The following is a 24,369-nucleotide window of genomic DNA, read 5'->3' on the forward strand; positions in this document are numbered from 1 at the left end:
TAAGTAGCAGCAGATGTCGCTTAGACCCTCTATTACGACATCTACTGCGACCCAGTTGGGCAGCCCCCCACAGACTTCAGGAAAGAGAACCACCATGAGCAACGTTGCAGTTATCGGACTCGGAATCATGGGCCTGCCCATGGCCATCAACCTGGTCAAGGCCGGCCACACCGTCACCGGCTTCAACCGCAGCCAGGACAAGATCGACAAGCTCGTCTCCGAAGGCGGCAAGGGTGCAACCAGCATCGCGGACGCCGTCAAGGATGCCGACGTCGTCATCACCATGGTGCCGGACTCCCCCGACGTCGAAGGCGTGGTCAGCGGCAAGGACGGCGTGTTCGCCAACGCCAAGCAGGGCGCCTTGTGGATCGACGCCTCCAGCATCCGCCCCGACGTCGCCAAGCGCCTCTCCGACGACGCCCGCGAAGCCGGCATCCGGCCGCTGGATGCCCCGGTCTCCGGCGGCGAGCAGGGCGCCATCGACGCCGTCCTGTCCATCATGGTCGGCGGTGACAAGGAAGACTTCGACGCCGCCTCGGACGTCCTCAACGCCGTCGGCAAAACCATCGTCCACGTCGGCCCCTCCGGCTCCGGCCAGACCGTCAAGGCAGCCAACCAGCTGATCGTCGCCGTCAACATCGAGGTCCTCGGCGAAGCCATCGCCTTCCTCGAAGCCTACGGCGTGGACACCGACGCCGCCCTCAAGGTCCTCGGCGGCGGCCTTGCCGGCTCCAAGGTCCTGGACCAGAAGGGCCAGAAGATGCTGGACCGCAACTTCGACCCCGGCTTCCGCCTGGCCCTCCACCACAAGGACCTGGGTATCGTCACCTCCGCCGCCCGCGAAGCCAACGTCGCCGTCCCCCTCGGCGCCGTCGTGGCCCAGCTCGTCGCCGCCACCGTCAACCAGGGCGACGGCGCACTGGACCACTCCGGACTCTTCAAGCAGGTCCTCCAGCTCTCCGGCCGCAAGTAACCCTCACGCGGCGAAGCCGGCCGCCCCGAAACGGGGCACCTCGACACGGACACGCCGGCCGCCGTCGTCCATTACGACGGCGGCCACCCCCAAAGTGCCCCACGACGGTTCGTGGGGGTACTTCAGCACACCCAAAAACAGACTTAAGTAGGAGCACACCATGAGCAAGATGCGTACCGTTGATGCAGCGGTTGCCATCCTGGAAAAGGAAGGCGCCATCGAGGCGTTCGGCCTGCCAGGCGCCGCGATCAACCCCTTCTATTCCGCAATGCGCGCCCACGGCGGCATCCGCCACACGCTGGCCCGCCACGTTGAAGGCGCCAGCCACATGGCCGACGGCTTCAGCCGCGCCAAGGACGGCAACATCGGCATCTGCATTGGCACGTCCGGTCCCGCCGGTACGGACATGATCACCGGCCTGTACGCAGCCTGGGCAGACTCCATCCCCATGCTCTGCATCACCGGTCAGGCACCTGTCGCCAAGCTGCACAAGGAAGACTTCCAGGCCGTGGACATCGAGTCCATCGCCAAGCCCGTCACTAAGATGGCCATGACCATCCTGGAACCGGGCCAGGTTCCCGGCGCCTTCCAGAAGGCTTTCCAGCTGATGCGCTCCGGCCGACCGGGACCGGTCCTGCTGGACCTGCCCATCGACGTTCAGCTGGCCGAGATCGAGTTCGACATCGACACCTACGAGCCCCTCCCCGTTGAAAAGCCCAAGGCCTCCCGCAAGCAGCTGGAAAAGGCCCTGGACATGCTGACGGCCTCCAAGCACCCGCTGATCGTGGCCGGCGGCGGCATCATCAACGCCGGCGCCTCCGCGCAGCTGGTGGAACTGGCCGAGCTCCTCAACGTTCCGGTGATCCCCACCCTGATGGGCTGGGGTACCATCCCGGACGACCACCAGCTGATGGCCGGCATGGTGGGCCTGCAGACCTCCCACCGCTACGGCAACGAGAACTACCTGCAGAGCGACTTCGTGATCGGCATCGGCAACCGCTGGGCCAACCGCCATACCGGCGGCCTGGAGACCTACACCGCCGGCCGCAAGTTTGTGCACATCGACATCGAGCCCACCCAGATCGGCCGCGTGTTCTCGCCGGACCTGGGCATCGCGTCCGACGCCGGTGCGGCGCTGGCAGGGCTGGTTGAGCTTGCCAGGGAGCGCAAGGCGGCAGGGTCCCTGCCGGACTACAGCGCCTGGGTTGCCGAGTGCCAGGAACGCAAGGCGTCCCTGCACCGCAAGACGCACTTCGAGAACATCCCCATCAAGCCGCAGCGCGTGTACGAGGAGATGAACAAGTCCTTCGGCCGCGACACCATCTACGTGTCCACCATCGGCCTGTCCCAGATCGCCGGCGCCCAGATGCTCCACGTGTTCGGCCCGCGCAAGTGGATCAACGCCGGCCAGGCAGGCCCCCTCGGCTGGACTGCCCCGGCCGCGCTCGGCGTGGTCCGCGGCAAGCCGGATGAGACCGTGGTTGCCCTGTCCGGCGACTACGACTTCCAGTTCATGATCGAGGAACTGGCCGTGGGTGCGCAGTTCAACCTGCCGTACATCCACGTGGTGGTGAACAACTCCTACCTGGGCCTGATCCGCCAGTCCCAGCGCGGGTTCAACATGGAACAGAACGTGTCCCTGGCGTTCGACAACATCAACTCGCCTGAGACCAACGGCTACGGCGTTGACCACCTGAAGGTGGCCGAAGGCCTGGGCTGCAAGGCCGTGCGCGTGGAGGACCCCAACGACCTCGCCGCCGCCTTCGACAAGGCCAAGGCCCTGATGGGCGAATTCCGGGTTCCCGTGGTGGTGGAAGTGATCCTGGAAAAGGTCACCAACATCTCCATGGGCGTGGAAATCAACGCCGTGAACGAGTTCGAGGAACTGGCCGAGTCAGCCGCGGACGCCCCCACCGCCATCCTGGCGCTGCAGCCCTAGAACCTGCAGGCCTGACAAGAAAGACACACTGCTATGCGCATCGTCATTGCCCCGGACAAGTTCAAAGGATCACTGTCCGCCCCCGAAGTCTGTGCGCACCTGGAAAAGGGCCTGCAGCGCGGCGCGGGCGGGAACCTTGACGTCGTCCGCATCCCGGTAGCCGACGGCGGCGAGGGCACCCTCGACGCCGCCGTCGGCTCCGGCTTCACCCGCCGCAGCGCTGTGGTGGCCGGACCAACAGGAGAACCGGTCACGGCCGAGTTCGCCGTCCGGGGCAATGAGGCGGTTATTGAGATGGCGGCGGCCTCGGGTTTGGCCTTGCTCCCCGCGGGAGCGTTGGTTGACGGACGTCCGGGCCCGACGGCGGCACGCACCGCCACGAGCCTGGGCACCGGCCAGCTCATCCGCGCCGCCCTGGATGCCGGCTGCAACCGGATCATCCTCGGCGTGGGCGGCAGCGCCAACACCGACGGTGGCGCCGGGGTCCTGCAGGGGCTCGGCGCCAGGTTCCTCGACATCGGGGGCAACGATCTTCCGGCCGGCGGCGCCGCTTTGGCCCGCCTGGACCGGATCGACTTCAGCGGCTTCGAACCCCGGCTGAAGGACACACGCTTTGTGCTGGCATCCGACGTCGACAATCCCCTGCTGGGCGCCCAGGGCGCCGCAGCGATTTTCGGCCCGCAGAAGGGTGCAGCACAACAGGACGTCGACATGCTCGACGCCGCCCTGGCCAGGTTTGTCGAAGTCCTGGCCAGGGAAATCGGTCCCGAGGGCCCCAGCAACAGGGCCTTCAAAGCGGCGGAAGCCCCGGGCTCCGGAGCGGCAGGAGGCGTTGGCTATGCGGCCATCGCTGTCCTGGCCGCGACCCGGCGCCCGGGCATCGACGTGGTGCTCGAATTCACCGGGCTGGCCGAGCGGCTGGCCGGCGCCGACCTGGTCATCACCGGCGAAGGCAGCCTGGACGAGCAGAGCCTGCTGGGCAAGACCCCCATGGGTGTTGCCCGGGCAGCCGCCGCGCAGGGCGTCCCGGTGATTGCCGTCTGCGGGCGGACCACCCTGGCGCAGGGGCAGGCGGCCGCCGCAGGATTAGAAGACGTTTACGCTTTGACCGAGCTTGAAAGCAATGTAGACAGGTGCATAGCAGAGGCAGCGCCGCTTCTGGAGCAGCTGGGCACACAGATCAGCGGAAGGCTGGCAGCCACCACGCTGTCCCGTTCCGCCACCACCAAGGAGGACCTTCATGTCTGAAGAACGTTTTGACCTGGTCATCCGCGGCCAGCGCATCCTCACCACCGCCGGCCTGGCTCCACGTGAAGTGGGCGTCCGCGGCGGCAAGATCGTGGCCCTCGAGCCGCTGGGCAACGACCTGGCCGGCACCGAGGTCATCGAACTGGCCGACGACGAAACACTGATCCCCGGCCTGGTGGACACCCACGTCCATGTCAATGAGCCCGGCCGCACCGAGTGGGAAGGCTTCGCCTCCGCCACCCGTGCAGCGGCGGCCGGCGGCGTGACCACCATCATTGACATGCCGCTGAACTCCGTCCCGCCCACCACCACCGTGGAGAACCTCAAGCTCAAGCGCGAGGTGGCCGAGGACCAGGCGTTCGTCGACGTCGGATTCTGGGGCGGGGCGATCCCCGGCAACAAGGGCGACCTGCGCGCCCTGCATGACGAGGGCGTGTTCGGCTTCAAGTGCTTCCTGCTGCACTCCGGCGTGGACGAGTTCCCGCACCTGGACGCGGACGAGATGGAGGAGGACATGGCCGAGCTCAAGTCCTTCGATTCCCTCATGATCGTCCACGCCGAGGACTCCCACGCGATCGACCGCGCCCCGCACCCCGGCGGCGACCACTACCAGACCTTCCTGGCCTCCCGCCCCCGCGGCGCGGAGAACAAGGCCATTGCCGAAGTCATTGAACGGGCCCGCTGGACCGGTGCGCGTGCGCACATCCTGCACCTCTCGTCGTCGGACGCGCTGCCCATGATTGCCAGCGCAAAGCGCGACGGCGTGAAGCTGACCGTGGAAACGTGCCCGCACTACCTGACGCTGATGGCCGAGGAAATCCCGGACGGCGCCACCGCGTACAAGTGCTGCCCGCCCATCCGTGAGGCCTCCAACCGGGAGCTGCTGTGGCAGGGCCTGCTGGACGGCACCATCGACTGCATCGTCTCGGACCACTCCCCCTCCACCCTGGACCTGAAGGACCTGGAGAACGGCGACTTCGCCGTGGCCTGGGGCGGCGTCTCGTCCCTGCAGCTGGGGCTCTCACTGATCTGGACCGAGGCCCGCCACCGCGGCATCCCGCTGGAGCAGGTGGTGTCCTGGATGGGCGAGAAGCCCGCTGCCCTGGCCCGCCTCTCCAACAAGGGACAGCTGGCGCTGGGCTACGACGCCGACTTCGCCGTCTTCGCCCCGGACGAGGCGTTCGTGGTGGACGTTTCCAAGCTCAAGCACAAGAACCCCATCACCCCGTACGACGGCAAGGCCCTCTCCGGGGTGGTCCGCAAGACCTTCCTGCGCGGGTCCGTAGTGGATGGGCAGACCCCCACGGGCAAGCTGATCCGCCGCGGCGGAGTGTAAGGACGCGCCATGGCAGTGGAAGCCCACCATCCGAGGACGGGGGCACGTCCCGGAACCATCGCCAGGCCCGCCTTCACCGGGGCAGCTGCCCGCGGCCTCGCCGTGTGGGTGGTCCCGGAGGAAGGCACCAGCCCGGAACTCCTGGCCCGCGCCGCCCAACTGGTCCTGGCCAGGGCCCTTCAGACTGCTCCGGAGGCGGAAGTCCACTGGCCCGCCGCCGGAGCTCCCACAACTGGGTCCTCCGCTTGCGCGGGGGGAGGCACAGCAGACGACTCCTCTCAGCCTCCCTCCGCGGCGGAGGCCCCTTCCGGCGCCCCATCCGGGGCACCAGGGGAGGACGACGGCGGCACGCGGCTGCCGCCGTCGGCCGGCCCCGTCAGCCGCATGGCCGTAGACCTCGCAGCTGACCAGGTCCTGCTGGACGGTCGGCGCGTGCCGCTGACCGGCGTCGAATTCAAGGTCCTCCGGTACCTGGTCACGCACCTGTCCCGCACTGTGGGCAGGGAGGAACTGCAGGAGTTTTTGGACTCGTTCGAAACCCCCGGAGCCTCGGCACGGTCCATCGACGTATATGTGGGCAGGATCCGCCGCAAGCTGGGGAATGCGCGCCATGCCGTGGCCACCGTAAGGGGCGGCGGCTACCAGTTTGTGCACGGTTCCTGCGCCACCGTCCGCGGGCCGGCGGAATACTGCATATGACGCCGGAGTTGTATCACTGAGCGGGAAGCCGCTTCACTTGATGTTTTGCCAGTAATGACAAAGTCTTCCAAAGGAACACCATGAGCCCCACCCTGACCACCAAGCTCCAGCCCGGAACCCCGGCCCCTGACTTCACCCTTCAGGATGCCCAGGGCCGCGAGACTGCCTTGGCCGACTACCGTGGCAAGAATGTCATCGTGTACTTCTACCCGAAGGCCGCCACCCCCGGCTGCACCACCGAGGCCTGCGACTTCCGCGACAGCCTGGCCTCCCTGCAGGGCAAGGGCTACGAGGTCATCGGCGTCTCCCCCGACGAGCCCGAGGCCCTGGCCGGCTTCACGGGCGACTTCTCCCTGACCTTCCCCCTGCTCTCCGACCCCGACCACCAAGTCGCCCTGGCCTACGGCGCCTGGGGCGAGAAGCTAGTCAACGGCGAAATCACCGAGGGCCTGGTCCGCTCCACCGTTGTGGTGGATCCCGAAGGCAAGGTTGTCCTGGCCCAGTACCAGGTCAAGGCCGACGGCCACGTGGCAGCCCTGAAGGAAGCCCTGGGGCTCTGACGCCCCCGCACTTAAAGTCGGGTATCCCCAAACGCTCTTTCACTTAACGCCGCTTTTCCCCGGACGCTCCTGCAGTTTGAACTGCAGGAGCGTCCGGCGTTAAGGGCCGCCGGCCGCCGCTTTCGCCTCTGCCGCCGCGGCGGCATACTCTTCCGAGACCCGGCGGTAGACCGGTGTGAGGAAAGCCAGCAGCGCGGCGAGGACCATAATGACTCCGGCCACGAGGAACACCAGGGCGATGCCGCGGGAGGTGCCCTCGCCCAGCAGCGGGGCCAACCGGGCGGCTCCTTCGGCGGACCGTGCATAGGGAATGATCCAGAACTGGGCGATCGGGGCGATCAGGAACGCCGTGACGGGCGAAGCTGCCGACTCGAACGCCATGGCAAACCCGAACACCCGGCCCTGCCGCTGCAAAGGCACCACCTGCTGGATCACTGTCTGCTCCGCGGCTTCAACAAAGGGCACCAGGACCAGGTAGGCCCAGATACCCGCGATATACAGCCACGCCCACTCCCGCACGGTGAACACGGCTCCCAGGACGCCCATCAACGCGACCGCAAGGAGCAGGGTGCGCAACGGGTTGGAACCCAGCCCGAACTTGCCAATCAGCGCGCCGCCCAGAAGGATCCCCGTGAACCCGACCGCCGAAAAAATTCCCCAGAGCTCCACGGGGAACATCTCCAGGCCGTACGGGTCCATCAAGGCCATGTACACGCCGCCAATGAAGTTGTTGAACGTGGAAAACAGGATCAGGGCGAAAAGCCCGGAAATGGCCAGCACGGCCGCGAGGGAACCGCGCAGGTCAAAGCTGCCATGGGCGTCCGTGGCTGCCGCCCGCACTTCCTCGGGCATGCGCAGGGTCAGCAGGTGCAGGAACGCGAGCGCGGTGAGGGCCAGGGCGACGGCGATGGTCCAGCCCATGCCGAGCAGCCCCACCGAGAGTCCGGAAAGCACGGACGTGACGATGAACATCAGTCCCTGCACCATGCCCACCATCCCGTTGGCGTTGGCGCGGCGATCCGGCTCGATGAGGATGGTCACCGTGGTGGAGAGGGCGATGTTGCGCATATTTTCCACCACCGCACCGATCAGGATGACCAAGGTGAAAACCCAGAACCACGGCCGGGCCAGGTCCAGCAGCCACGCGGTGGGCGTCAGCAGGAACATGGCCCCGGACAGCGCGAACATCACCAGGGTGAAAGCGGCGGCAAAGCGCATCACAGCCAGCTTGCGGTAGCGGTCCACGAACGTGCCGAAGCTGATGCTGGAAACGGCGATAAGAAGCATGTAAGCCCCGCCCACCACCCCGGTGGCGATCACGTTGCGCGTCTCCAGGTATACCCAGAACGTCAGGGCGAACCATAGATAGCTGGTGGTGACGTTGGCGGCGGCGGTGTTCACCAGGATCCCGGCAAAGGTGCGGGACCGCTGTGCCGGGGTGCGCAAAGAGGTGTCGACGGCGTCCGGATCCGTGAGGCCCTCAACGTCACCGTCCGCAAGCGCGGCAGAGGTAACAGCTGCGTCTTCGCTAAATCTTTTCCCGCCGTCGGAAGCCGCCGCGGCGTGCGGCGGGACCGGTTCCTGGTCGGTCATGCGTCCCAGTGTAATGACACCCCGGGAGCATGGACACGGTCAGGACCGGGCTTTCGTCAGCGCTTGTCGCGGTCGTTGAACTCCTGGTCCAGCTCGTAGTGGCGGAACTCGGTTTCACGGTCCGATTCGCCGTCCACCACCATCTCGTGGTCGAGCTGGCGCTGGACACGGCTGTCCAGGACCTGCAGTTCGTTATCGGATACGTTTTCCAGGTCCTCCGGGAACTGGTCATCCGGAGTGAGGTGCAGCTTGTCGTTCATTGTGCCCGCCATGTCTATCCGCAGTTGCCGTGTCGGTACAGTGTAGCGGTGCTGTCGCCAGGCGTTGCAGGTGCAGATCCAGGTGCCGATGCAGGTGCCGCCGCGGGCGCAGTTGCGAGTTCCGTTGCGAGCCGCACTGCCCGGTGACAGGATGGCCGCATGGCGATCGAGGTCCGTCCCGCAACCAGCTTCGAGGACGTCAAAACCATGGTGGGCCCCAAGCGGCCGGACGCCAACGTCTGCTGGTGCCTGAGCTACCGCATCCCGTCGAAACAAAACCAGGCACTGCATGGGACAGAGCGCGGGGACCTGGTGAAGCAGTTGGTGGCCCAGAGTCCTCCCCCGGGGGTTTTGGCGTACGACGGCGGCGAGGTAGTTGGGTGGGCAGCGGTGCACCCCCGTGCGGACACCAGTTTCGCGGGTAACCGCAAGATCCCGCACGTGGACGATGCGGAGGTGTGGTCCGTGTGGTGCATCAGGGTGCGGCCCGGCTACCGGAGCAAGGGCATATCGCACCATCTGCTGGCGGGTGCGGTGGCCATGGCCAGGAGCTTCGGGGCGCCCGCCGTTGAGGGGTACCCGGTGGACAACGGCGGCAGGAAGGTGGACCTCACCATGGCCTACGTGGGCACGCGCAAGCTATTCGAGAATGCGGGTTTCACCAAAGTTGCGGACACCGGGTCGGTGCTCAACGGATTCCCGCGGGTGCTGATGCGGCTGGAGCTGGGCGGGACGTCCCCGGGCATGGCCTGAGCAGCAGAACAAACCTCGATCCGGGGGCGCTGCAGCACGCCTTTTCACGCACCCGCACTCAGGCCTGCCGTCTTCATCCTCTTGTCATATCAAGTCGAGGAGTTGACTAATCAGCATACTTACTATTAGTTTCGTAGTAACGGTGATGCCAATCACGCAAAGCCGTTGGGGTGCTTGTAAACACCTCATCCAGCAAATCAAGAGTTCCGCCGGCAGTTCCGCATGGGGGCTGGGACGCCGGGGGTTCAAGCGCCGTAAACCGGCACTGAAAGGAACATTAGATATGCGCACACGAGTCCTTGCACCTATGGCAGCAGTAGCCCTTTCCGGAGCCATGATCTTCGGAGCGGGCGCCCCGGCCTCCGCTGCCCCGCCCGCACCGGCGCCCGCCGCCTCGGCGAACACGGCAGATGCGGCCAACGTGACCTCAACGGTCACCGGCATCGCAACCGATGGATCTGCTTTCGCAGGTACGTTCACGCCCACCAGCTTCCAGGTCCAGGATGGCGTCCTGACCGCAACGGGCCTGGTGGAAGGCACCCTGACCTCAGCCACGGGCGCTGCGACTGCCATCCCGGCAACCGAGGTCACAACAGCCGTTACAAGCGGCGTTGAGAAGACCCTTGCAGGCGGCGCCGCCTGCGATGTGGTCAACCTCGACTTGGGACCACTGAACCTCAACGTCCTGGGTCTTGTCATCGACCTCAACCAGATCCAGCTGGACATCACTGCCGTCCCTGGAGCCGGCAACCTGGTGGGCAACCTCCTGTGCGCCGTCACCGGCCTGCTGGACGGCAGCGGCACCAGCGGACTGGCGAACCTGCTCAACCGCCTGCTTGGCCTCTAAGCTCCAAGCCAGCAACTAAAACTGTGGGCGGTCCTCCGGGACTGCCCACAGTCATTTATCTGTCGGGGGCGGACAGGAAAACACAACAGTCAGGGTTTCTTCCACCATTTGCCGGGCCAGTCCTCGTCAATGGCCCACAATGCCAGGAGCAGTGCATCCACTGTCATGAGTCCCGCAATGAGGTACGCCCAACCTGTCCACCAACCCATAACAATCTCCTGACCCGGTAACCCCAGCCACTCGATTGCTCATAAGTGTGGCACCTAAAGCGCCAGGACGGAACGCCCTCCACCCGCAGTCTTAAAAAGTGCCTCCAGCCTCACGTGGGCCTCCGTCTCCAGCTTGAGGCGCCGGGTCAGCCTCTCCACCTGCTGGGACATCTCGTCCCCCACTGGAAGCCGGTCTCCCGGCCAGCTCCACACCTCCCGGGACTCAGCCAAAGCTGCCGCCAGCGCCGTGGCGGCAGCGCGCACCTTCCGCCTGTGGAAATACACACGCAGCAGCGCCCGGCCTTTGTCCAAGGCCGCAAAGGCGGCCGCGTGGACCGCCGCCTGGTCTATGATCCTTTTTTGCCCCATGACCTGCACCTTTTCCGAGCCGTGCAGCCGTCCGGCCGGCCGTCCTTGGCCCGGTTCCGATGAAAGCTGCTCCGTGCCTTCGAGTGTCCCGGGCGGACCTCAATGTCCGGGCAAGCAGGTCCAAGGATTTCCACAAGATCCTGAACCGGCGGCCGAGGCCTGGCACCCCATGTAAAGTGCTGCGACATGCCCCGCGGGGGTTAATACGGTAGAAGTAGACCTATGGCCTCTCCCACCGAATCCCGTCGCGCCGTTGTCATCGAAGATGACCCGGACATCCGCGGGCTGCTGGTCCGCGTCCTTGCCAAGCAGGGATTCGATGTCACCCAGGCGGAAGCTGGCCTGGCAGGGGTGGAGGAAGTGCGCCGCGTCCAGCCGGACCTCGTCACGCTGGACCTGAACCTGCCGGACCTTGACGGCCTTGAAGTCTGCAAACTGCTCCGTGAATTTTCCGACGCCTTTATTGTGATGCTGACCGCCCGGGCCGATGAGCTGGACAAGCTGACCGGCCTGGACAACGGCGCGGACGAGTATCTCAGCAAACCGTTCAGCCCGCGCGAGCTCCAGTCCAGGATCAATGCCCTGTTCCGCCGCCGGCCGTCCGCAGCCGCGGATTCTGCCGCGCGCAGCGACCTGGAGCGGGCCACGGAGGTCCAGCAAAGCCTCCTGCCCCAGGAGAACATCCAGGTGGAGGGCTACGATGTCGCCGGGATGTTCAGGCCCTCGCAGAACGTAGGCGGGGACTTCTATGACTGGTACCTGACCCCGGACGGGCTCCACTTGACCTTCGCCGACGCCATGGGCAAGGGAATGGGTGCCGCACTAATCGCCGCAACGGTCCGCGCGGTGATGCGCTCCACTGGCCTGCGGCATGACCTGGACACGGCCTTCGGCTCGGCCAGCAGGGCGATCGCCGCGGACCTGGACTCCTCAAACTCCTTTGTCACCCTCTTCCATGCCCGCCTGGACGCCGCTTCCGGAAGGGTCAGCTACGTCGACGCCGGCCACGGGCTTGCGCTGCACGTGCAGTCCGGCGGCACGGTGCACCGGCTTCCTTCGGGCGGTCCCCCGGTGGGCGCGTGGGCAGGAACGGAATGGCCGCAGTCTGCCCTGGACCTGCAGCCGGGTGATTCCCTGGTGGTTGTGAGCGACGGCGTGCTGGACGTTTTCGACTCCGTGGAGGCCTTTACCGACGCCGTACTCCATGCAACGCACAACCAGGAGTCAGCGCAGGCCGCCAGCACTGCCATCCTCGCCCTGGCCCCCGCCGCCACGGCCGAGGATGATGTCACGGTGGTTGTGGTCCGCCGGCTGCCGCAGGAACCCGCGGCATGACCCGCTTCTGGACCCGGCTTGTTGTTGTCCTGACCGTCATCACGGGCGTCAACTACATCGCCTGGCGCTGGGCCGCCTCGCTGAACTGGGACGCCTGGTGGATTGCGCTGCCGCTGGTGATCGCCGAGACCTACAGCCTGATCGACGTCATGCTCTTCGGCATGACCGTGTGGAAGCTGAAGATCCGCAAGGGCGCCCCGCCGCCCCCGTCCGATGCCACCGTGGACGTCTTCATCACCACGTACAACGAAGACCTGGACATGGTGATGACCACCGCTCTGGCCGCGCAGAAAATCAGGCACCCGCACAGCACCTGGATCCTGGACGACGGCGCCCGCCCCGAGCTGAAGGCCCTCGCCGAACAGCACGGCCTGGGGTACGTCACCCGGAGCGAGGACTGGACCTCCAACTTGCCCCGGCATGCCAAGGCCGGCAACCTCAACAACGCGCTGATGCAGACGCACGGCGAGTTCCTCCTGATCCTGGACGCGGACCAGATCCCCGAACCGGACATTTTGGAAAAGACCCTCGGCTACTTCAACAACCGCCGGGTGGCGCTGGTCCAGACGCCGCAGTACTTCAGCAACGTCCCGGCGGACGATCCGCTGGGCAGCCAGGCTCCCCTGTTCTACGGCCCCATCCAGCAGGGCAAAGACGGCTGGAACGCGGCCTTCTTCTGCGGCTCCAACGCCATCCTGCGCCGCGAGGCCCTGATGCAGCTGGGCCTGGTGGGCTATGTCAAGGAAACCGAGAAGAGCATCCGCCGGGCGCTGGCCGCCTCGCGCTCCGCCATCAAGCAGGCCCGGAAGTCAGCGGACACGGAAACACCGCTGGTGGCCCAGGTGCTGGACGAGGTTGAAGCCGCCACCCGCGAGGCCCAGCAGGAACTCGACGCCGGTCAGCCCCTGGGCGAGATCACCTATCGGGTCCGCCGCCGCGTGGACGCTGCCGTGCAGACCCTGGTGATGGCCGACGTCGAAGCCCTCCAGGCGGACCTTGAAGAGATCGCGGCCATGGAACTGGCCCATGTGGGCGAGTCCGGTGTTCCGGTGGTGGCGGACGACGCCGTGCAGCGGATGTCCGCCCGCGACTGGTCGCCGCTGGGCGCCCTCGAATCCGTGCAGGCCGTCCTGGACGCGCTGTCCGTGGAACGCAACGACGAAGCCCAGCCGGTCATGCCGCTGGCCACCATCTCCGTTACCGAGGACATGGCCACCGCCATGCGCATGCACGCCATGGGTTGGGAGAGCGTCTACCACCACGAGGTCCTGGCCTACGGCCTGGCTCCGGAGGACCTGAAGACCATGCTCACCCAGCGGCTCCGCTGGGCGCAGGGCACCATCCAGGTGCTGCTGCGGGAAAACCCGCTGGTCCAGAAGGGCCTCAAGCTCGGCCAGCGGCTCATGTACTTCGCCACCATGTGGACCTACCTGAGCGGCTACGCAGCGGTCATCTATTTCGCCGCGCCCATCATCTACCTGCTGCTGGGCATCCTGCCAGTCACCAGCCTGAGCTGGGACTTCTTCATTCGGTTCATCCCCTTCATGGTGGTCAACCAGCTGCTGTTCGCGGTCGCCGGCCGCGGCATCCCCACCTGGCGCGGGCAGCAGTACAGCCTGGCGCTGTTCCCCACCTGGATCAAGGCGTGTTCGACGGCGGCACGCAACGTGTGGTTCGGCCGTCCCCTTGGGTTTGCCGTCACCCCCAAGGCGCGCCAGAGCGGCGGACCCAGCTGGAGCCTGATCCAGCCGCAGATCGTGGTGTCCGTGCTGCTGGCGGTGGCCGCCGTCGTCGGAATCATCCGCCTGGCCACCGGACTCGCGGAACCCCTGGGCACGCTGGTGAACGTTGCCTGGGTCATTTTCGACCTGGTGGTCATGAGCATCCTGGTCCGCGCAGTGCTTTACAAAGGTTACGAACCGGCCGCCGCGCCGTCAGCCGGTCAACACGAAAGGAACGCCGATGGAGTTTAGTTATGAGGTCAAGGACTCGTACGCCGAGGTGAGGGCGGACGGGCGGCTCAACATGGTCTCCGCACCGAAGCTGCGGGAATTTGTCACCGATGTGATTGCCGGCGGTTCCAACCGGATCGTGGTCAACCTGGAAAACACGGCGTTCATGGACTCCTCAGGCCTCGGGGCGCTCATTGGCTGCCTCAAGGCTGCGCGCCAGGCCGGCGGGGACCTCCGGATCGCCGCCGTGCAGCCGCAGGTGAAGATGGTCCTGCAGCTGACCAGCATGGACAAGGTGTTGACGTCCTACGGTTCAGCCGAAGAGGCGTTCAGCAATGACTGACGTCCTGGCGTCGCGCAGCTTCCGGGGACCGGCTGCCGAAGAGGCCATCGAATCCGTCCACAACGACCTGGACAGCCTTTGGCTCGATGTCCCCTTCGTGGGGGACATGGACCAGATGACGTTTACGACGGCGGTGATCGAGTCGGCGTCGAACATCGTCCAGCACGCGGAGCCTGTGGGGCAGGACCCGGTGGAGCTCGGTGTGGACATCGAGGTGCAGCCCGCACTGCTGCGGGCCCGCGTCAGCGCCTATCACGCCGCGCCGCCGTTTGGACCGATGGTTCCGGGGTCGCCGGATGAAGACGCTGAGTCGGGCCGCGGCCTGGCGCTAATCGAGGCGCTGGTCACCACCGTCACGTTCGAGCGCCAGGACGGCACCAACACCTGGGTGCTCACCCGCACCTCACAACACGGCTAACCCAATAAGAGTTTTTGTCCAGATATGCAGGGTTTCGGGCGCCGGAACCCTGCATATCTGGACAAAAACTCCTTGGTAACCGGCACGCTAGGAGATCGGCCCACTAGAGGGGAACAGCACTGAGACGGTAGCTCCGCCGCCGGGGGTGTCCGTGATGGACAGCTCTCCCCCGTGCGCTTGGGCGATGCGCTGGCAGGTGGACAATCCAAGCCCTGTTCCGGGGCCGTCCCCGGGCCGGTTCAGCCTGGCCAGCGGTTCCACGGCCCGCTGCCGCTCTGACGGCAGCATGCCCTTGCCGTTGTCTGCCACGTGAACGGTGACGCCCAGTGGCCCGGGGTCGGCGCTGACGGCCACCCGGACCTGGCGGGAGCCGCTCCGGTAGTTAAGGGAGTTCGCCAGGAGGTTTTGCACCAGGGTCCGCAGCTGGGACCGGTCCGCGAACAGTTCCGCGTCCTCGCAGGAAATTCCGCTGCCGGCCCCCAAACCCACCCCCAGGTCCCGCGCAGCCTCCGCCGTGACTGACAGCAGGGACACGCGCTCCCGGTTCAGCGCTCCGTCCGCCTTGGCATAGTCCAGCACGTCCTCCAGCATTCCCAGCATGCGGCGCCCGCTGCTGCCGACGTACCCCAGATATTCCACGGAAGGGTGGTCCGCCGCAATGTCCGGATCGTCCTCCGCCAGCTCCACATACCCGAGGATGGCGGTGAGCGGGGCACGGAGGTCGTGGCTGACGCGGCCGGCAAACTCGGAGAGAAGTGCATTGCTGCGCTTCAGCTCGGACAGGGCGTCGGAGAGCTGCAGGGTGCGGTGCTGCAGTTCCAGGAGCTCCACCACCTGCTGGGCCAGCATTTCCAGCATCGTTACCTGCCCGGGGCCGGGGCGTCCGGGCTCATTGGAGAAGACGCACAACGAACCGAGCACAAGCCCGGACGGGGTCTCCAGTGGCACGGAGGCGTAGAAGCGGACGTCGGCGATCTCCCCGGTCACGAACGGGTTGGCGGCGAAGCGGGAATCCTGCGAGGCGTCGTCAACCACTGTTGTGCTGCGGCTCAGGAAGACGCTGGCGCACATCGAGTCCTCGCGGAAGCAGATGCCGGGGTCAATGCCGAAAGCCGCAATCTGCAGCTGGTGCTCCGCGGTGATGATATTGACCACGCTGTAGGGGACGCCGCACAGGGAAGCTGCGAGCTGGACCAGGTTGTCCAGGGCACTCCGGGTCCAGGCGTCCACCAGTACCGGCAGCTCATCCGCAGCGGAAGGGACCAGCCCATACTCCCGTAGTCCAGCCTCGCGTACAGCGTCCTGATCGGTCAGCATTTGCATAGCCGTCCCGTCCATATTCTTTTGAGCCCCCCAGCATCATCCACTTGAGCCTCCGGCTCTCCCGTGATGATACCGGCTTGCCCTGAGCGCTGTTGTAGTCTTCTTGACACCACTCGCGTCCTGCTTTTGAATATTACGTATGCTGAAATAACAGTTCCATGATGCGGAAGCCTTGGTGGCGGAAAGTTGCGCCGCCCGGGTGCCGGGAAGTCCGGCCTCCGCATAGCCGTCACCATGGATGCCAGCAGAACCTCACCAAGGGACCAGCCAGCATGAAGCTCGCCGAATTCAACTCCGCGGAACCCATCAGGGCCGCCGAGACCCTCCGCCCCTGCATCGACGTCGCCCGCTGGGTGGAGGCCGTCGCCGCCGCCCGCCCGTTCGCCAGCAAGGACTCGCTCCTGGCCTTTGCATCCCAGGCTGCGAGCCCTTTTACGTCCGCCGAGGTGGAGTCAGCCATGGCACACCATCCGCGCATCGGGGAACGCCCGACGGCGGCCACCACCGAGGCGTCCATGTCGCGTTCCGAGCAGGCCGGGGTGGATCCCACGGACAGCGCCCTCACCGAGGCCCTGGCCCGGGGCAACCGGGACTACGAGGACAAGTTCGGCAGGGTCTTCCTGATCCGCGCCGCCGGCCGCACCGCCCCCGAAATCCTCCGGGTCCTGAATGAACGGCTCACCAACACGCCGGCCGAGGAAGACACCATCGTGGCGCAGCAGCTGCGCGAAATCGCCGTACTGCGGCTGGAAGGACTGATCACCGAATGAGCGTCTCCCACGTCACCACCCACATCCTCGACACAGGTGCCGGACGCCCGGCGGCGGGGGTCGCCGTCGTGCTTTACCAAAACGACGGCGGCACCTGGCGCCACCTTGCCGACTCCACCACCGACGCCGACGGCCGCGCCAAGGACCTTGGCCCGGAGCAGCTGGAACCCGGGCACTACAAGCTCAACTTCGCCACCGGGGACTATTACGCAGGCCTGCAGACGGCCACGTTCTTCCCCGAGGTGGACCTGGTGTTCGAGGTGACCGGCCCCGAGCACTACCACGTGCCCCTCCTGCTCAGCCCGTTTGCCTACTCCACCTACCGCGGCAGCTGAACTGGCACTGGAGTTTTTGTCCGTTTATCGAGCCGAAGCCCGCTCTGCAACGGCCGTTACGTGGACAAAAACTCCGGCAGTAGGCTTAACGCATGCCTTCTGAACAACCCCCCGCCGAGCGCCGCGAAGTCAACGTCCGCCGCGCGCCCAAGTATGTGCCGTTCCTCATCCTCGGCGCGCTGGTGGGCATCGCGGCGGCGGCTGTGGTGGCCTACGCGGTTCCCGCCAATCCCAGTTTCGACGCCGGCGCCGTCTTTGGCTTCTTCCTTGTGCTGTTCGCCGGCGGCGGTGCGATCCTCGGCGCGGTGCTGGCCCTGGTCCTGGACCGCCGGAGCATCAGGCGGCAGCAGCGGGCCACAGTGGAAGCGGTGCCGGATTCCGAGCCGGACACCGACCTCCAGCCCTAGCACGGTCACAAACCGGCGGCCGGAAAAGTCATACCCCATGTCGTGAGATAATCGACCAGTGGCACGCGGCGATGGAAAACTTTCCCATGATCTTCTCCCTGGCGAAAAAGGCCCGCAGGACGCTTGTGGCGTCTTCGGCGTCTGGGCACCAGGTGAAGAAGTAGCAAAACTTACCTATTACGGGCTGTATGCACTGCAGCACCGCGGTCAGGAGTCGGCTGGTATTGCCACCAGCGACGGCAAGCGGATCAATGTCTACAAGGACATGGGGCTCGTTTCCCAGGTCTTCGACGAGACCACGCTGAACACCCTGACCGGGCACCTGGCGGTGGGACACTGCCGCTACTCCACCACCGGAGCCAGCCACTGGGCCAACGCCCAGCCCACCCTCGGCGCAACAAGCACCGGAACCGTGGCCCTGGCGCACAACGGCAACCTCACCAACACCGCCGAGCTGAACGCCATGATCCAGGAACGGAACGGCGGCCAGCTCACCGGCGAAATGAAGCAGGGCAACACCTCCGACACCGCCCTGGTCACCGCCCTCCTGGAAGGCGAACCGGGCAAGAGCCTCGAGGAAACCGCCACCGAGCTGCTGCCCAAGATCAAGGGCGGCTTCTGCTTCGTGTTCATGGATGAAGGCACCCTCTACGCGGCGCGCGACACCTACGGCATCCGCCCGCTGGTGCTGGGCCGCCTGGAGCGTGGCTGGGTTGTGGCCTCCGAGCAGTCCGCCCTGGCCACTGTGGGCGCAAGCTTCATCCGCGAAATCGAACCCGGCGAGTTCATCGCCATCGACGAGCAGGGTGTGCGTTCCCAGAAGTTTGCAGAGCCGACGCCGGCCGGTTGCGTTTTCGAGTACGTCTACCTTGCCCGCCCGGACGCCGCTATCGCCGGCCGTTCCGTGTACGAGTCCCGCGTGGAGATGGGCCGCCAGCTGGCCCGCGAAAACACCCAGGTGGCGGACATCGTCATCCCCGTTCCGGAATCGGGAACACCCGCAGCCGTGGGCTACGCCGAGGAATCCGGCATTCCGTTCGCGCACGGCTTCGTCAAGAACTCCTACGTGGGCCGCACCTTCATCCAGCCCTCGCAGACCCTCCGCCAGCTCGGCATCCGGCTCAAGCTCAACGCCCTCGAATCCGTCATCCGCGGCAAGCGCGTGGTGGTGGTGGATGATTCGATCGTCCGTGGCAACACCCAGCGCGCCATTGTCCGGATGCTCCGGGAGGCCGGCGCCGCCGCCGTCCACGTCAAGATTTCCTCCCCGCCCGTGAAGTGGCCCTGCTTCTACGGCATCGACTTCGCCTCCCGCGCCGAGCTGATTGCCAACGGCGCCACCATCGAGGAAATTTCCCAGGCCATCGGCGCCGACTCGCTGGCCTACATCTCCGAAGACGGCATGATCGGTGCAACCCGCCAGCCGCGTGAGCGCCTCTGCACCGCCTGCTTCACGGGCAAGTACCCCATCGAGCTTCCGGGCTCGGACAAGCTGGGCAAGAACCTGCTGGAACGCAAGGACCTCGGCGGACTGAAGCCCTCGCCGTCGGCCCTTCCCGGCTCCACCGCCGCCCTCTCCGTCGACTCCCACGAAGACCCGGCAGAGAAGGCCGGCGCCACCGGCTGCGATCCCGGGCCGGACTCCGAGTTTGAAAACCTGCTCACCGAAGCCGACCTCGTGCCAGAGACCCACCACGTAGCCACCACCCCCGGCGCCGACAAGAAAGAGTCCGTATGACTTCCGCTGCCCCCGCCTCCGGCAACACCTCCGGGAACACTGCCGGCATCACCTACGCGTCCGCGGGCGTCGATGTTGAAGCCGGCGACCGCGCCGTCGAGCTTATGAAGGGTGCCATCAAGGCCACCCATAACTCCTCGGTGATCGGCGGGGTGGGCGGCTTCGCCGGCCTCTACGACGTCTCCAGGCTGCTTACCTTCAAGAAGCCGCTGCTGGCTACCTCCACGGACGGCGTGGGCACCAAGGTAGCCATCGCGCAGGCCATGGACATCCACGACACCATCGGGTTCGACCTTGTGGGCATGGTGGTGGACGACATCGTGGTTGTGGGCGCAGAGCCGCTGTTCATGACGGACTACATCGCCTGCGGCAAGGTGGTGCCCGAGCGCATCGCCGACATTGTCCGTGGCATTGCCGCCGCCTGCTCCGTGGCCGGAACCGCCCTGGTGGGCGGCGAAACTGCTGAGCACCCCGGCCTGCTGGGCGAGCACGAGTATGACGTCGCGGGAGCTGCCACCGGCGTTATCGAGGCAGACCACCTGCTGGGACCGGACCGCGTCCGTGCCGGCGACGTCGTGATCGGCATGGCCTCGTCGGGCCTCCACTCCAACGGCTACTCCCTGGTCCGCCGTGTCATCAACCACGCCGGCTGGGCACTGGACCGCCAGGTCTCGGAGCTGGGCCGCACGCTGGGCGAGGAACTCCTTGAACCCACCCGCGTTTACGCAGCGGACTGCCTGGACCTTGCACGCACGTTCCCCGTTACGGGCTCGTCCGCGGTGCATGGCTTCAGCCACGTCACCGGCGGCGGCCTCGCCGCCAACCTGGCCCGCGTTCTCCCCCAGAGCCTCGTGGCCACCGTGGACCGCTCCACCTGGGAACTGCCGGCCATCTTCAAACTGGTGTCCGAACTGGGCAACGTTCCGCTGGCCGACCTTGAGCGCACGCTGAACCTGGGCGTGGGCATGGTGGCCATCGTCTCCCCCGAAGCGGCAGATGCGGCAGTTGCCCGCCTCAACGATCGCGGCCTGCCGTCCTGGGTTATGGGCACGGTCACCCATGATTCGGATTCGATCCTGAAGTCCGGCCCCGATTACGTCCAGGGGGCCAAGGGCGTGGACGGCGGCGCAGTCAGCCTGGTTAACGCCTACGCCTAGATTTTTTTCGAGTGCTCCGTATCAGCCGTTTTGACGCTTCAGAACGGCAGATACGGAGCACTCGATGCGTTTAACAGGGGCCGCTCTAGGCACCCTTCCCTTGACTACTAAGCATACTTAGTTTTAGGTTTGAATCTGGAAGTGCATGAGAGACAGTCAGCCGGGCCATTCCAAGGCCTGATGCCCCGCCGGAAACCACCGGCGCCTGGGCGCCCACCCGGCCGAACCGCCTTCCCCGCCGAACCGGCGGAAGCCAGAAGAAGCAACCACAGAGAAGCCCGCCCCTGCACCGTGCATCAGCGCGGCAGCCAGGTGGTCCAGGAGCACGTACGGACCACTGAACAGGGGCACGCGGGCAGATATCAAGGGAGCGAAAACTATGTCAGTTCTTAAGAAGACCACCGCCGCAGCCGCTGGAAGCCTGTTCCTGCTGGGCGCCGTTGCCGGACCCTCGCAGGCGGCAGATAACACCACACTGAATGATGGCCTCGTGAGCGTCACGGTGGGAGATATCACCATCGAGGATGCGGTGGACGTCAACGTGGCCGCCAGCGTCGCGGCAACGCTTTGCGACGTCGCTGACATCGGATCAATCGCCGTTCTCGGCGAAGCAGTAGACGCCACCGGCACCGAGCGGACCGTCTGCGACACCGTGACCGGACCGGTCACTATCGTCAACAACAAGTAGCGCAAGGTTCTCCAGGGAACAGGAGGCAACGCAGCAGCCGCCTCCCCTGCAGAGTTCCGAGCGAAAGAGCCCCGGCCACGGCCGGGGCTCTTTTTGCGCCCGCGTGAACCGCAATGGTCACGGTGCCCCGCCCACAAACATTCGGCGTTTCGACCCCGGTTCTTTAATGCGAATGATTATTGATAGCATGTGAGTCGACCCACCCGTCCTCACATGAAACGACGTTGCCATGCCTGCACCCGCCCTCTCCGTGACGGATCTCGCGCTCTCTATCGGCGGCCGGCAGCTTGTGCATCCCCTGACGTTCTCTGTAGGGGCTGGTGAGCGCGTTGCCCTGCTGGGAGCCTCGGGATCGGGCAAGTCGCTCACGGCCGCAGCCGTGGCCGGCTCACTTCCCGACGGAATCAGCGCCAGTGGCAGTATCAACTTCGCGGCAGGATCCGGCAGAGGCCACGCCGCACTCATCCGCCAGGACCCGGCAACCGCCCTCAATCCCCTGGTGCCGGTGGGGAAGCAGATCGCCATCCCCCTGCGCACGGCTGGACTCGGCCGGGCGGAAGCGAGGGCTGAAGCCGGCCGGCTGCTGGCGCGGGCGGGCATCGCCGAACCCGCCCTGATCCTTTCGCGGTGTACGGGCCAGCTGTCCGGCGGACAGCTGCAGCGGATCTGCATCGCCCTCGCGCTGGCGTGCGGCAGTTCCGTCCTGCTAGCGGACGAGCCCACCACTGCCCTGGACGCCGTTACCCAGCTGAAAGTACTTGCAACCCTCCGGGCATGGGGGGCGGAGGGCCGCGGCCTCCTTTTCATCACCCATGACCTCACCGCAGCCGCCTCACTCTGCACGCGCGCCCTGGTGATGGAGGCCGGGCGGATCGTGGAGCAGGCTCCACTGGCGGAACTGCTGCGGAACCCCCAGCATCCGTACACCGTGCGCCTGGTGCAGGCCGCCTTACAGCCAACGGAGCTGCCGCCGGCGGCAACCACGGCGACACGTTCAGCAACAGGAACGGCAGTGGCAGCGTGACCGGGGCACTCGCGGCGGACGGCATTTCCTTCGCCTATCCTGCCGCCCGCTTCCGCAACACCACGCCCCTGAACTTACTCCACAACGTCAGCGTCCACCTGGCACCGGGCACCGGAACTGCACTGGTGGGAAGCTCGGGCTCCGGCAAATCCACCCTGGTCCGCATCCTCCTGGCTCTGGCAAGGCCGAGCGCCGGGACCGTGGCCTTGGGCGGGCGCGAGGTAAAGTCCGGCAATGCGCGGTCCCTGCGCTGGTACCGGCAGGCCGTGCAGTACATCCCGCAAAACCCGGCCGGCAGCCTTGACCCGCGCATGACTGTTTCCCAGCTGCTGGGGGAACCGCTGCGCCAGCTCCGGGTGGAAGGAAACCATCGGGCCCTTCTGCGCGAGGCGCTGGAACGCGTCCAGCTGCCGGCAGGGCTGCTGGACCGCCGGCCCGGCGAGCTGTCCGGCGGACAGAACCAGCGGGTGGCCATCGCCAGGGCGCTGGCAGTGCGGCCCGACTACCTGCTGGCGGACGAGCCCGTCAGCGGCCTGGACCTTCCCCTGCGGGACACCGTCCTGTCACTGCTCAGCGGCCTGGTGCGCGAGGACGGGCTGGGCCTGCTCCTGGTCACCCACGATCTCGCCACCGCCGCCCGGATCTGCGGCACAACCGCCGTCCTCTCGCAGGGCCGCATCGTGGAGCACGGGCCCACCCGCCGGGTACTGGACAGCCCGGAAAGCCCGGAGGGGGCTGAGCTGGTGCAGGCCTCAGAAGCGATCCAGATTTCCCGCGACGTCCCGGCCGGGACCCCATGATGGCGGTAGGGATGGCAGGGCGTACGGCTGCGGCGCAGCATCCCGCCCCCGCCTTGCTCCTGGCCAGCCAACTGGTCTTCAACATCGGCTTCTATGCCGTGGTGCCGTTCCTGGCCCTGGTGATGACCCGCGACTTCGGCCTGGCGGCAACAGCCGTGGGAATCGTCCTGGGCGCGCGCGTCTTCAGCCAGCAGGGCCTATTTTTGGTGGGCGGCATGATCACGGACCGGTGGGGACCGCGGAGGGCCATGCTGACGGGTTGCCTGGTCCGGGTTTCGGGCTACCTCACGCTGGCCATGGCGGGCAGCTTTCCGCTGTTCCTCCTCGGTGCCGTCCTCACCGGCATGGGTGGCGCCCTGTTCTCCCCGGCGCTGGAATCGCTGGTTGGGAAGGCGGAAGAACGACGGCGGGGCACCAGCGGGAAGGCACCGGCGCTTTTTGCGCTGCTCGCCATCTGCGGCGAAATCGGAGCCGTGGCGGGGCCCCTGCTGGGTGCGCTGCTGCTGGGCATTTCCTTCAGCTGGGCAGCCCTGGCCGGGGCGGCGGTCTTCGCCGTCATGACCGGCGTGTTGTGGCACGGCGTGCCTGCGGAACCTCCACGGCACACGCCGGCCATGGGGGAACCCGCCGTCCCGCCAAAGCCAGCCGCCCGGCGGACCGAAGGAATCGCTGCCATGCTGCAGGACAGGCGCTTCGTCGCGTTCGCCGCCCTCTACAGCGTGAACCTCCTTGCCTACAACCAGCTCTACTTCGGCCTTCCCATTGAGCTGGGCAGAACCGGCGCGGGCCCCGGGGCGCTGGCCGGGCTGTTCGCCGTCGCCTCCCTCATGACCGTTGCACTGCAATGGCCCATCTCCCGGCTGACAACAAGGTTGGGCGCAGGGCGGGCCCTCACGGCCGGATTCGTCCTCAAGGGCCTTTCCTTCGGCACGATGGCCGTGCTCGCCCAGTTCCAGGCCACGGGCACCCTGCAGCTCCTGCCGCCACTGCTGCTCGTGGTGGGGCTATGCCTGGCCCACATGTGCATCGGCCCTGTGGCCATGCCCCTGGTCCTGGACTTTGCCCGCGGCCGCCGGACCGGAATCTACTACGGCCTCCTCGCAAGCATGGGCGGCTGTGCCGTGCTGCTGGGCAACGTTGCCCTGGGACCGCTGTACGCGGGAGCCGCCCAGCCGGGACCTGCCGCCGCCTGGCCCTGGGTGCTGCTGGCGGCACTCACGGCGCTTCCCGCCGTCGGACTTTCCAGGCTGCTTCCCGCCAAACCCTAAGCAGGGCACTGCGCCCCACCGAGCT

General features: G+C 66.5%; 26 protein-coding genes. 21 read left to right on the forward strand and 5 right to left on the reverse strand.

What is annotated here, in order from left to right:
• Window positions 1–13 precede the first annotated feature (13 nt).
• The gene (locus ABRP28_RS13075) at window positions 14–973 is read left to right on the forward strand and encodes a 2-hydroxy-3-oxopropionate reductase (RefSeq protein WP_350005340.1); all 960 of its coding nucleotides are present in this window, start codon (window positions 14–16) and stop codon (window positions 971–973) included.
• Between the two features lie 3 nt (window positions 974–976).
• Here ABRP28_RS13075 and ABRP28_RS13080 read toward each other — a convergent pair whose 3' ends face one another.
• A complete protein-coding gene (locus tag ABRP28_RS13080) occupies window positions 977–1,102 on the reverse strand; it encodes a hypothetical protein (protein WP_350005338.1) in 126 nt (41 codons plus the stop codon).
• A gap of 31 nt (window positions 1,103–1,133) precedes the next feature.
• Between ABRP28_RS13080 and gcl the strand changes: the two genes are divergently transcribed.
• The 5 genes from gcl to bcp all read left to right on the forward strand — a co-directional run bounded on the left by gcl (window position 1,134) and on the right by bcp (window position 6,755).
• A complete protein-coding gene (gcl, locus tag ABRP28_RS13085) occupies window positions 1,134–2,912 on the forward strand; it encodes a glyoxylate carboligase (protein ID WP_350005336.1) in 1,779 nt (592 codons plus the stop codon).
• 33 nt (window positions 2,913–2,945) lie between these two features.
• The gene (locus ABRP28_RS13090) at window positions 2,946–4,160 is read left to right on the forward strand and encodes a glycerate kinase (protein ID WP_350005334.1); all 1,215 of its coding nucleotides are present in this window, start codon (window positions 2,946–2,948) and stop codon (window positions 4,158–4,160) included.
• On the forward strand, window positions 4,153–5,496 hold the full coding sequence (gene allB, locus ABRP28_RS13095; protein WP_350005332.1) for an allantoinase AllB: 1,344 nt from the start codon (window positions 4,153–4,155) through the stop codon (window positions 5,494–5,496). The genes ABRP28_RS13090 and allB overlap by 8 nt, the downstream gene beginning before the upstream one ends.
• Window positions 5,497–5,505: 9 nt before the next feature.
• A complete protein-coding gene (locus ABRP28_RS13100; protein ID WP_350005330.1) occupies window positions 5,506–6,195 on the forward strand; it encodes a winged helix-turn-helix domain-containing protein in 690 nt (229 codons plus the stop codon).
• Window positions 6,196–6,275: 80 nt separating this feature from the next.
• On the forward strand, window positions 6,276–6,755 hold the full coding sequence (gene bcp / locus ABRP28_RS13105) for a thioredoxin-dependent thiol peroxidase (protein WP_350005329.1): 480 nt from the start codon (window positions 6,276–6,278) through the stop codon (window positions 6,753–6,755).
• A gap of 99 nt (window positions 6,756–6,854) precedes the next feature.
• Here the strand turns inward: bcp and ABRP28_RS13110 are convergent, their stop codons facing one another.
• Both ABRP28_RS13110 and ABRP28_RS13115 read right to left on the reverse strand, forming a co-directional pair.
• Window positions 6,855–8,348 (reverse strand): MFS transporter, encoded by a 1,494-nt coding sequence (locus ABRP28_RS13110; protein WP_350005327.1) that lies wholly within the window; start codon window positions 8,346–8,348, stop codon window positions 6,855–6,857.
• A gap of 56 nt (window positions 8,349–8,404) precedes the next feature.
• Window positions 8,405–8,608: a hypothetical protein gene (locus ABRP28_RS13115; RefSeq protein WP_350005325.1), complete on the reverse strand. Its 204-nt coding sequence runs from the start codon at window positions 8,606–8,608 to the stop codon at window positions 8,405–8,407.
• A gap of 159 nt (window positions 8,609–8,767) precedes the next feature.
• Between ABRP28_RS13115 and ABRP28_RS13120 the strand changes: the two genes are divergently transcribed.
• Both ABRP28_RS13120 and ABRP28_RS13125 read left to right on the forward strand, forming a co-directional pair.
• The gene (locus ABRP28_RS13120; RefSeq protein WP_350005323.1) at window positions 8,768–9,361 is read left to right on the forward strand and encodes a GNAT family N-acetyltransferase; all 594 of its coding nucleotides are present in this window, start codon (window positions 8,768–8,770) and stop codon (window positions 9,359–9,361) included.
• Between the two features lie 283 nt (window positions 9,362–9,644).
• Window positions 9,645–10,208 carry an ABC transporter substrate-binding protein gene (locus ABRP28_RS13125; RefSeq protein ID WP_350005321.1) on the forward strand — a complete coding sequence of 188 codons (564 nt, stop codon included), beginning with the start codon at window positions 9,645–9,647 and terminating at the stop codon, window positions 10,206–10,208.
• A 263-nt stretch (window positions 10,209–10,471) separates the two neighbouring features.
• Here the strand turns inward: ABRP28_RS13125 and ABRP28_RS13130 are convergent, their stop codons facing one another.
• Window positions 10,472–10,786, reverse strand: a complete 315-nt coding sequence (locus ABRP28_RS13130; RefSeq protein WP_350005319.1) for a hypothetical protein — start codon at window positions 10,784–10,786, stop codon at window positions 10,472–10,474.
• Window positions 10,787–11,008: 222 nt separating this feature from the next.
• Here ABRP28_RS13130 and ABRP28_RS13135 point away from each other — a divergent pair, with 222 nt between their 5' ends.
• Genes ABRP28_RS13135 through ABRP28_RS13150 form a run of 4 tightly spaced genes read left to right on the forward strand, consistent with a single transcriptional unit; the run spans window position 11,009 to window position 14,834 of the window.
• Complete coding sequence (locus ABRP28_RS13135; protein WP_350005317.1) at window positions 11,009–12,121, forward strand: SpoIIE family protein phosphatase; 1,113 nt, start codon at window positions 11,009–11,011, stop codon at window positions 12,119–12,121.
• Window positions 12,118–14,094, forward strand: a complete 1,977-nt coding sequence (locus ABRP28_RS13140) for a glycosyltransferase family 2 protein (RefSeq protein WP_350005315.1) — start codon at window positions 12,118–12,120, stop codon at window positions 14,092–14,094. The genes ABRP28_RS13135 and ABRP28_RS13140 overlap by 4 nt, the downstream gene beginning before the upstream one ends.
• Window positions 14,084–14,416 (forward strand): STAS domain-containing protein, encoded by a 333-nt coding sequence (locus ABRP28_RS13145; protein ID WP_350005313.1) that lies wholly within the window; start codon window positions 14,084–14,086, stop codon window positions 14,414–14,416. The genes ABRP28_RS13140 and ABRP28_RS13145 overlap by 11 nt, the downstream gene beginning before the upstream one ends.
• Window positions 14,409–14,834, forward strand: a complete 426-nt coding sequence (locus ABRP28_RS13150) for an ATP-binding protein (RefSeq protein WP_350005311.1) — start codon at window positions 14,409–14,411, stop codon at window positions 14,832–14,834. The genes ABRP28_RS13145 and ABRP28_RS13150 overlap by 8 nt, the downstream gene beginning before the upstream one ends.
• 87 nt (window positions 14,835–14,921) lie before the next feature.
• Here the strand turns inward: ABRP28_RS13150 and ABRP28_RS13155 are convergent, their stop codons facing one another.
• Window positions 14,922–16,157: a GAF domain-containing sensor histidine kinase gene (locus ABRP28_RS13155; RefSeq protein WP_350005309.1), complete on the reverse strand. Its 1,236-nt coding sequence runs from the start codon at window positions 16,155–16,157 to the stop codon at window positions 14,922–14,924.
• Between the two features lie 272 nt (window positions 16,158–16,429).
• On the opposite strand from ABRP28_RS13155, the gene uraD reads away from it, so the two are divergent.
• The 9 genes from uraD to ABRP28_RS13200 all read left to right on the forward strand — a co-directional run bounded on the left by uraD (window position 16,430) and on the right by ABRP28_RS13200 (window position 24,344).
• On the forward strand, window positions 16,430–16,927 hold the full coding sequence (uraD, locus tag ABRP28_RS13160) for a 2-oxo-4-hydroxy-4-carboxy-5-ureidoimidazoline decarboxylase (protein ID WP_350005307.1): 498 nt from the start codon (window positions 16,430–16,432) through the stop codon (window positions 16,925–16,927).
• Window positions 16,924–17,262: a hydroxyisourate hydrolase gene (gene uraH, locus ABRP28_RS13165; RefSeq protein WP_350005305.1), complete on the forward strand. Its 339-nt coding sequence runs from the start codon at window positions 16,924–16,926 to the stop codon at window positions 17,260–17,262. The genes uraD and uraH overlap by 4 nt, the downstream gene beginning before the upstream one ends.
• 92 nt (window positions 17,263–17,354) lie before the next feature.
• Complete coding sequence (locus tag ABRP28_RS13170) at window positions 17,355–17,669, forward strand: hypothetical protein (RefSeq protein WP_350005303.1); 315 nt, start codon at window positions 17,355–17,357, stop codon at window positions 17,667–17,669.
• A gap of 58 nt (window positions 17,670–17,727) precedes the next feature.
• Window positions 17,728–19,407 carry an amidophosphoribosyltransferase gene (purF, locus tag ABRP28_RS13175; protein WP_231453811.1) on the forward strand — a complete coding sequence of 560 codons (1,680 nt, stop codon included), beginning with the start codon at window positions 17,728–17,730 and terminating at the stop codon, window positions 19,405–19,407.
• Window positions 19,404–20,564 (forward strand): phosphoribosylformylglycinamidine cyclo-ligase, encoded by a 1,161-nt coding sequence (gene purM, locus ABRP28_RS13180; RefSeq protein WP_350005301.1) that lies wholly within the window; start codon window positions 19,404–19,406, stop codon window positions 20,562–20,564. Before purF ends, purM begins: the two co-directional genes overlap by 4 nt.
• A gap of 379 nt (window positions 20,565–20,943) precedes the next feature.
• Window positions 20,944–21,252, forward strand: a complete 309-nt coding sequence (locus ABRP28_RS13185) for a hypothetical protein (protein WP_350005299.1) — start codon at window positions 20,944–20,946, stop codon at window positions 21,250–21,252.
• Window positions 21,253–21,481: 229 nt separating this feature from the next.
• Window positions 21,482–22,276 carry an ATP-binding cassette domain-containing protein gene (locus tag ABRP28_RS13190; protein ID WP_350005297.1) on the forward strand — a complete coding sequence of 265 codons (795 nt, stop codon included), beginning with the start codon at window positions 21,482–21,484 and terminating at the stop codon, window positions 22,274–22,276.
• On the forward strand, window positions 22,273–23,076 hold the full coding sequence (locus tag ABRP28_RS13195) for a dipeptide/oligopeptide/nickel ABC transporter ATP-binding protein (RefSeq protein ID WP_350005295.1): 804 nt from the start codon (window positions 22,273–22,275) through the stop codon (window positions 23,074–23,076). The genes ABRP28_RS13190 and ABRP28_RS13195 overlap by 4 nt, the downstream gene beginning before the upstream one ends.
• 11 nt (window positions 23,077–23,087) lie before the next feature.
• Window positions 23,088–24,344 carry an MFS transporter gene (locus ABRP28_RS13200; RefSeq protein ID WP_350005294.1) on the forward strand — a complete coding sequence of 419 codons (1,257 nt, stop codon included), beginning with the start codon at window positions 23,088–23,090 and terminating at the stop codon, window positions 24,342–24,344.
• The last annotated feature ends 25 nt before the right edge of the window (window positions 24,345–24,369 follow it).

This window comes from Pseudarthrobacter sp. WHRI 8279 (genome assembly GCF_040224115.2).
GTDB lineage: Bacteria > Actinomycetota > Actinomycetes > Actinomycetales > Micrococcaceae > Arthrobacter.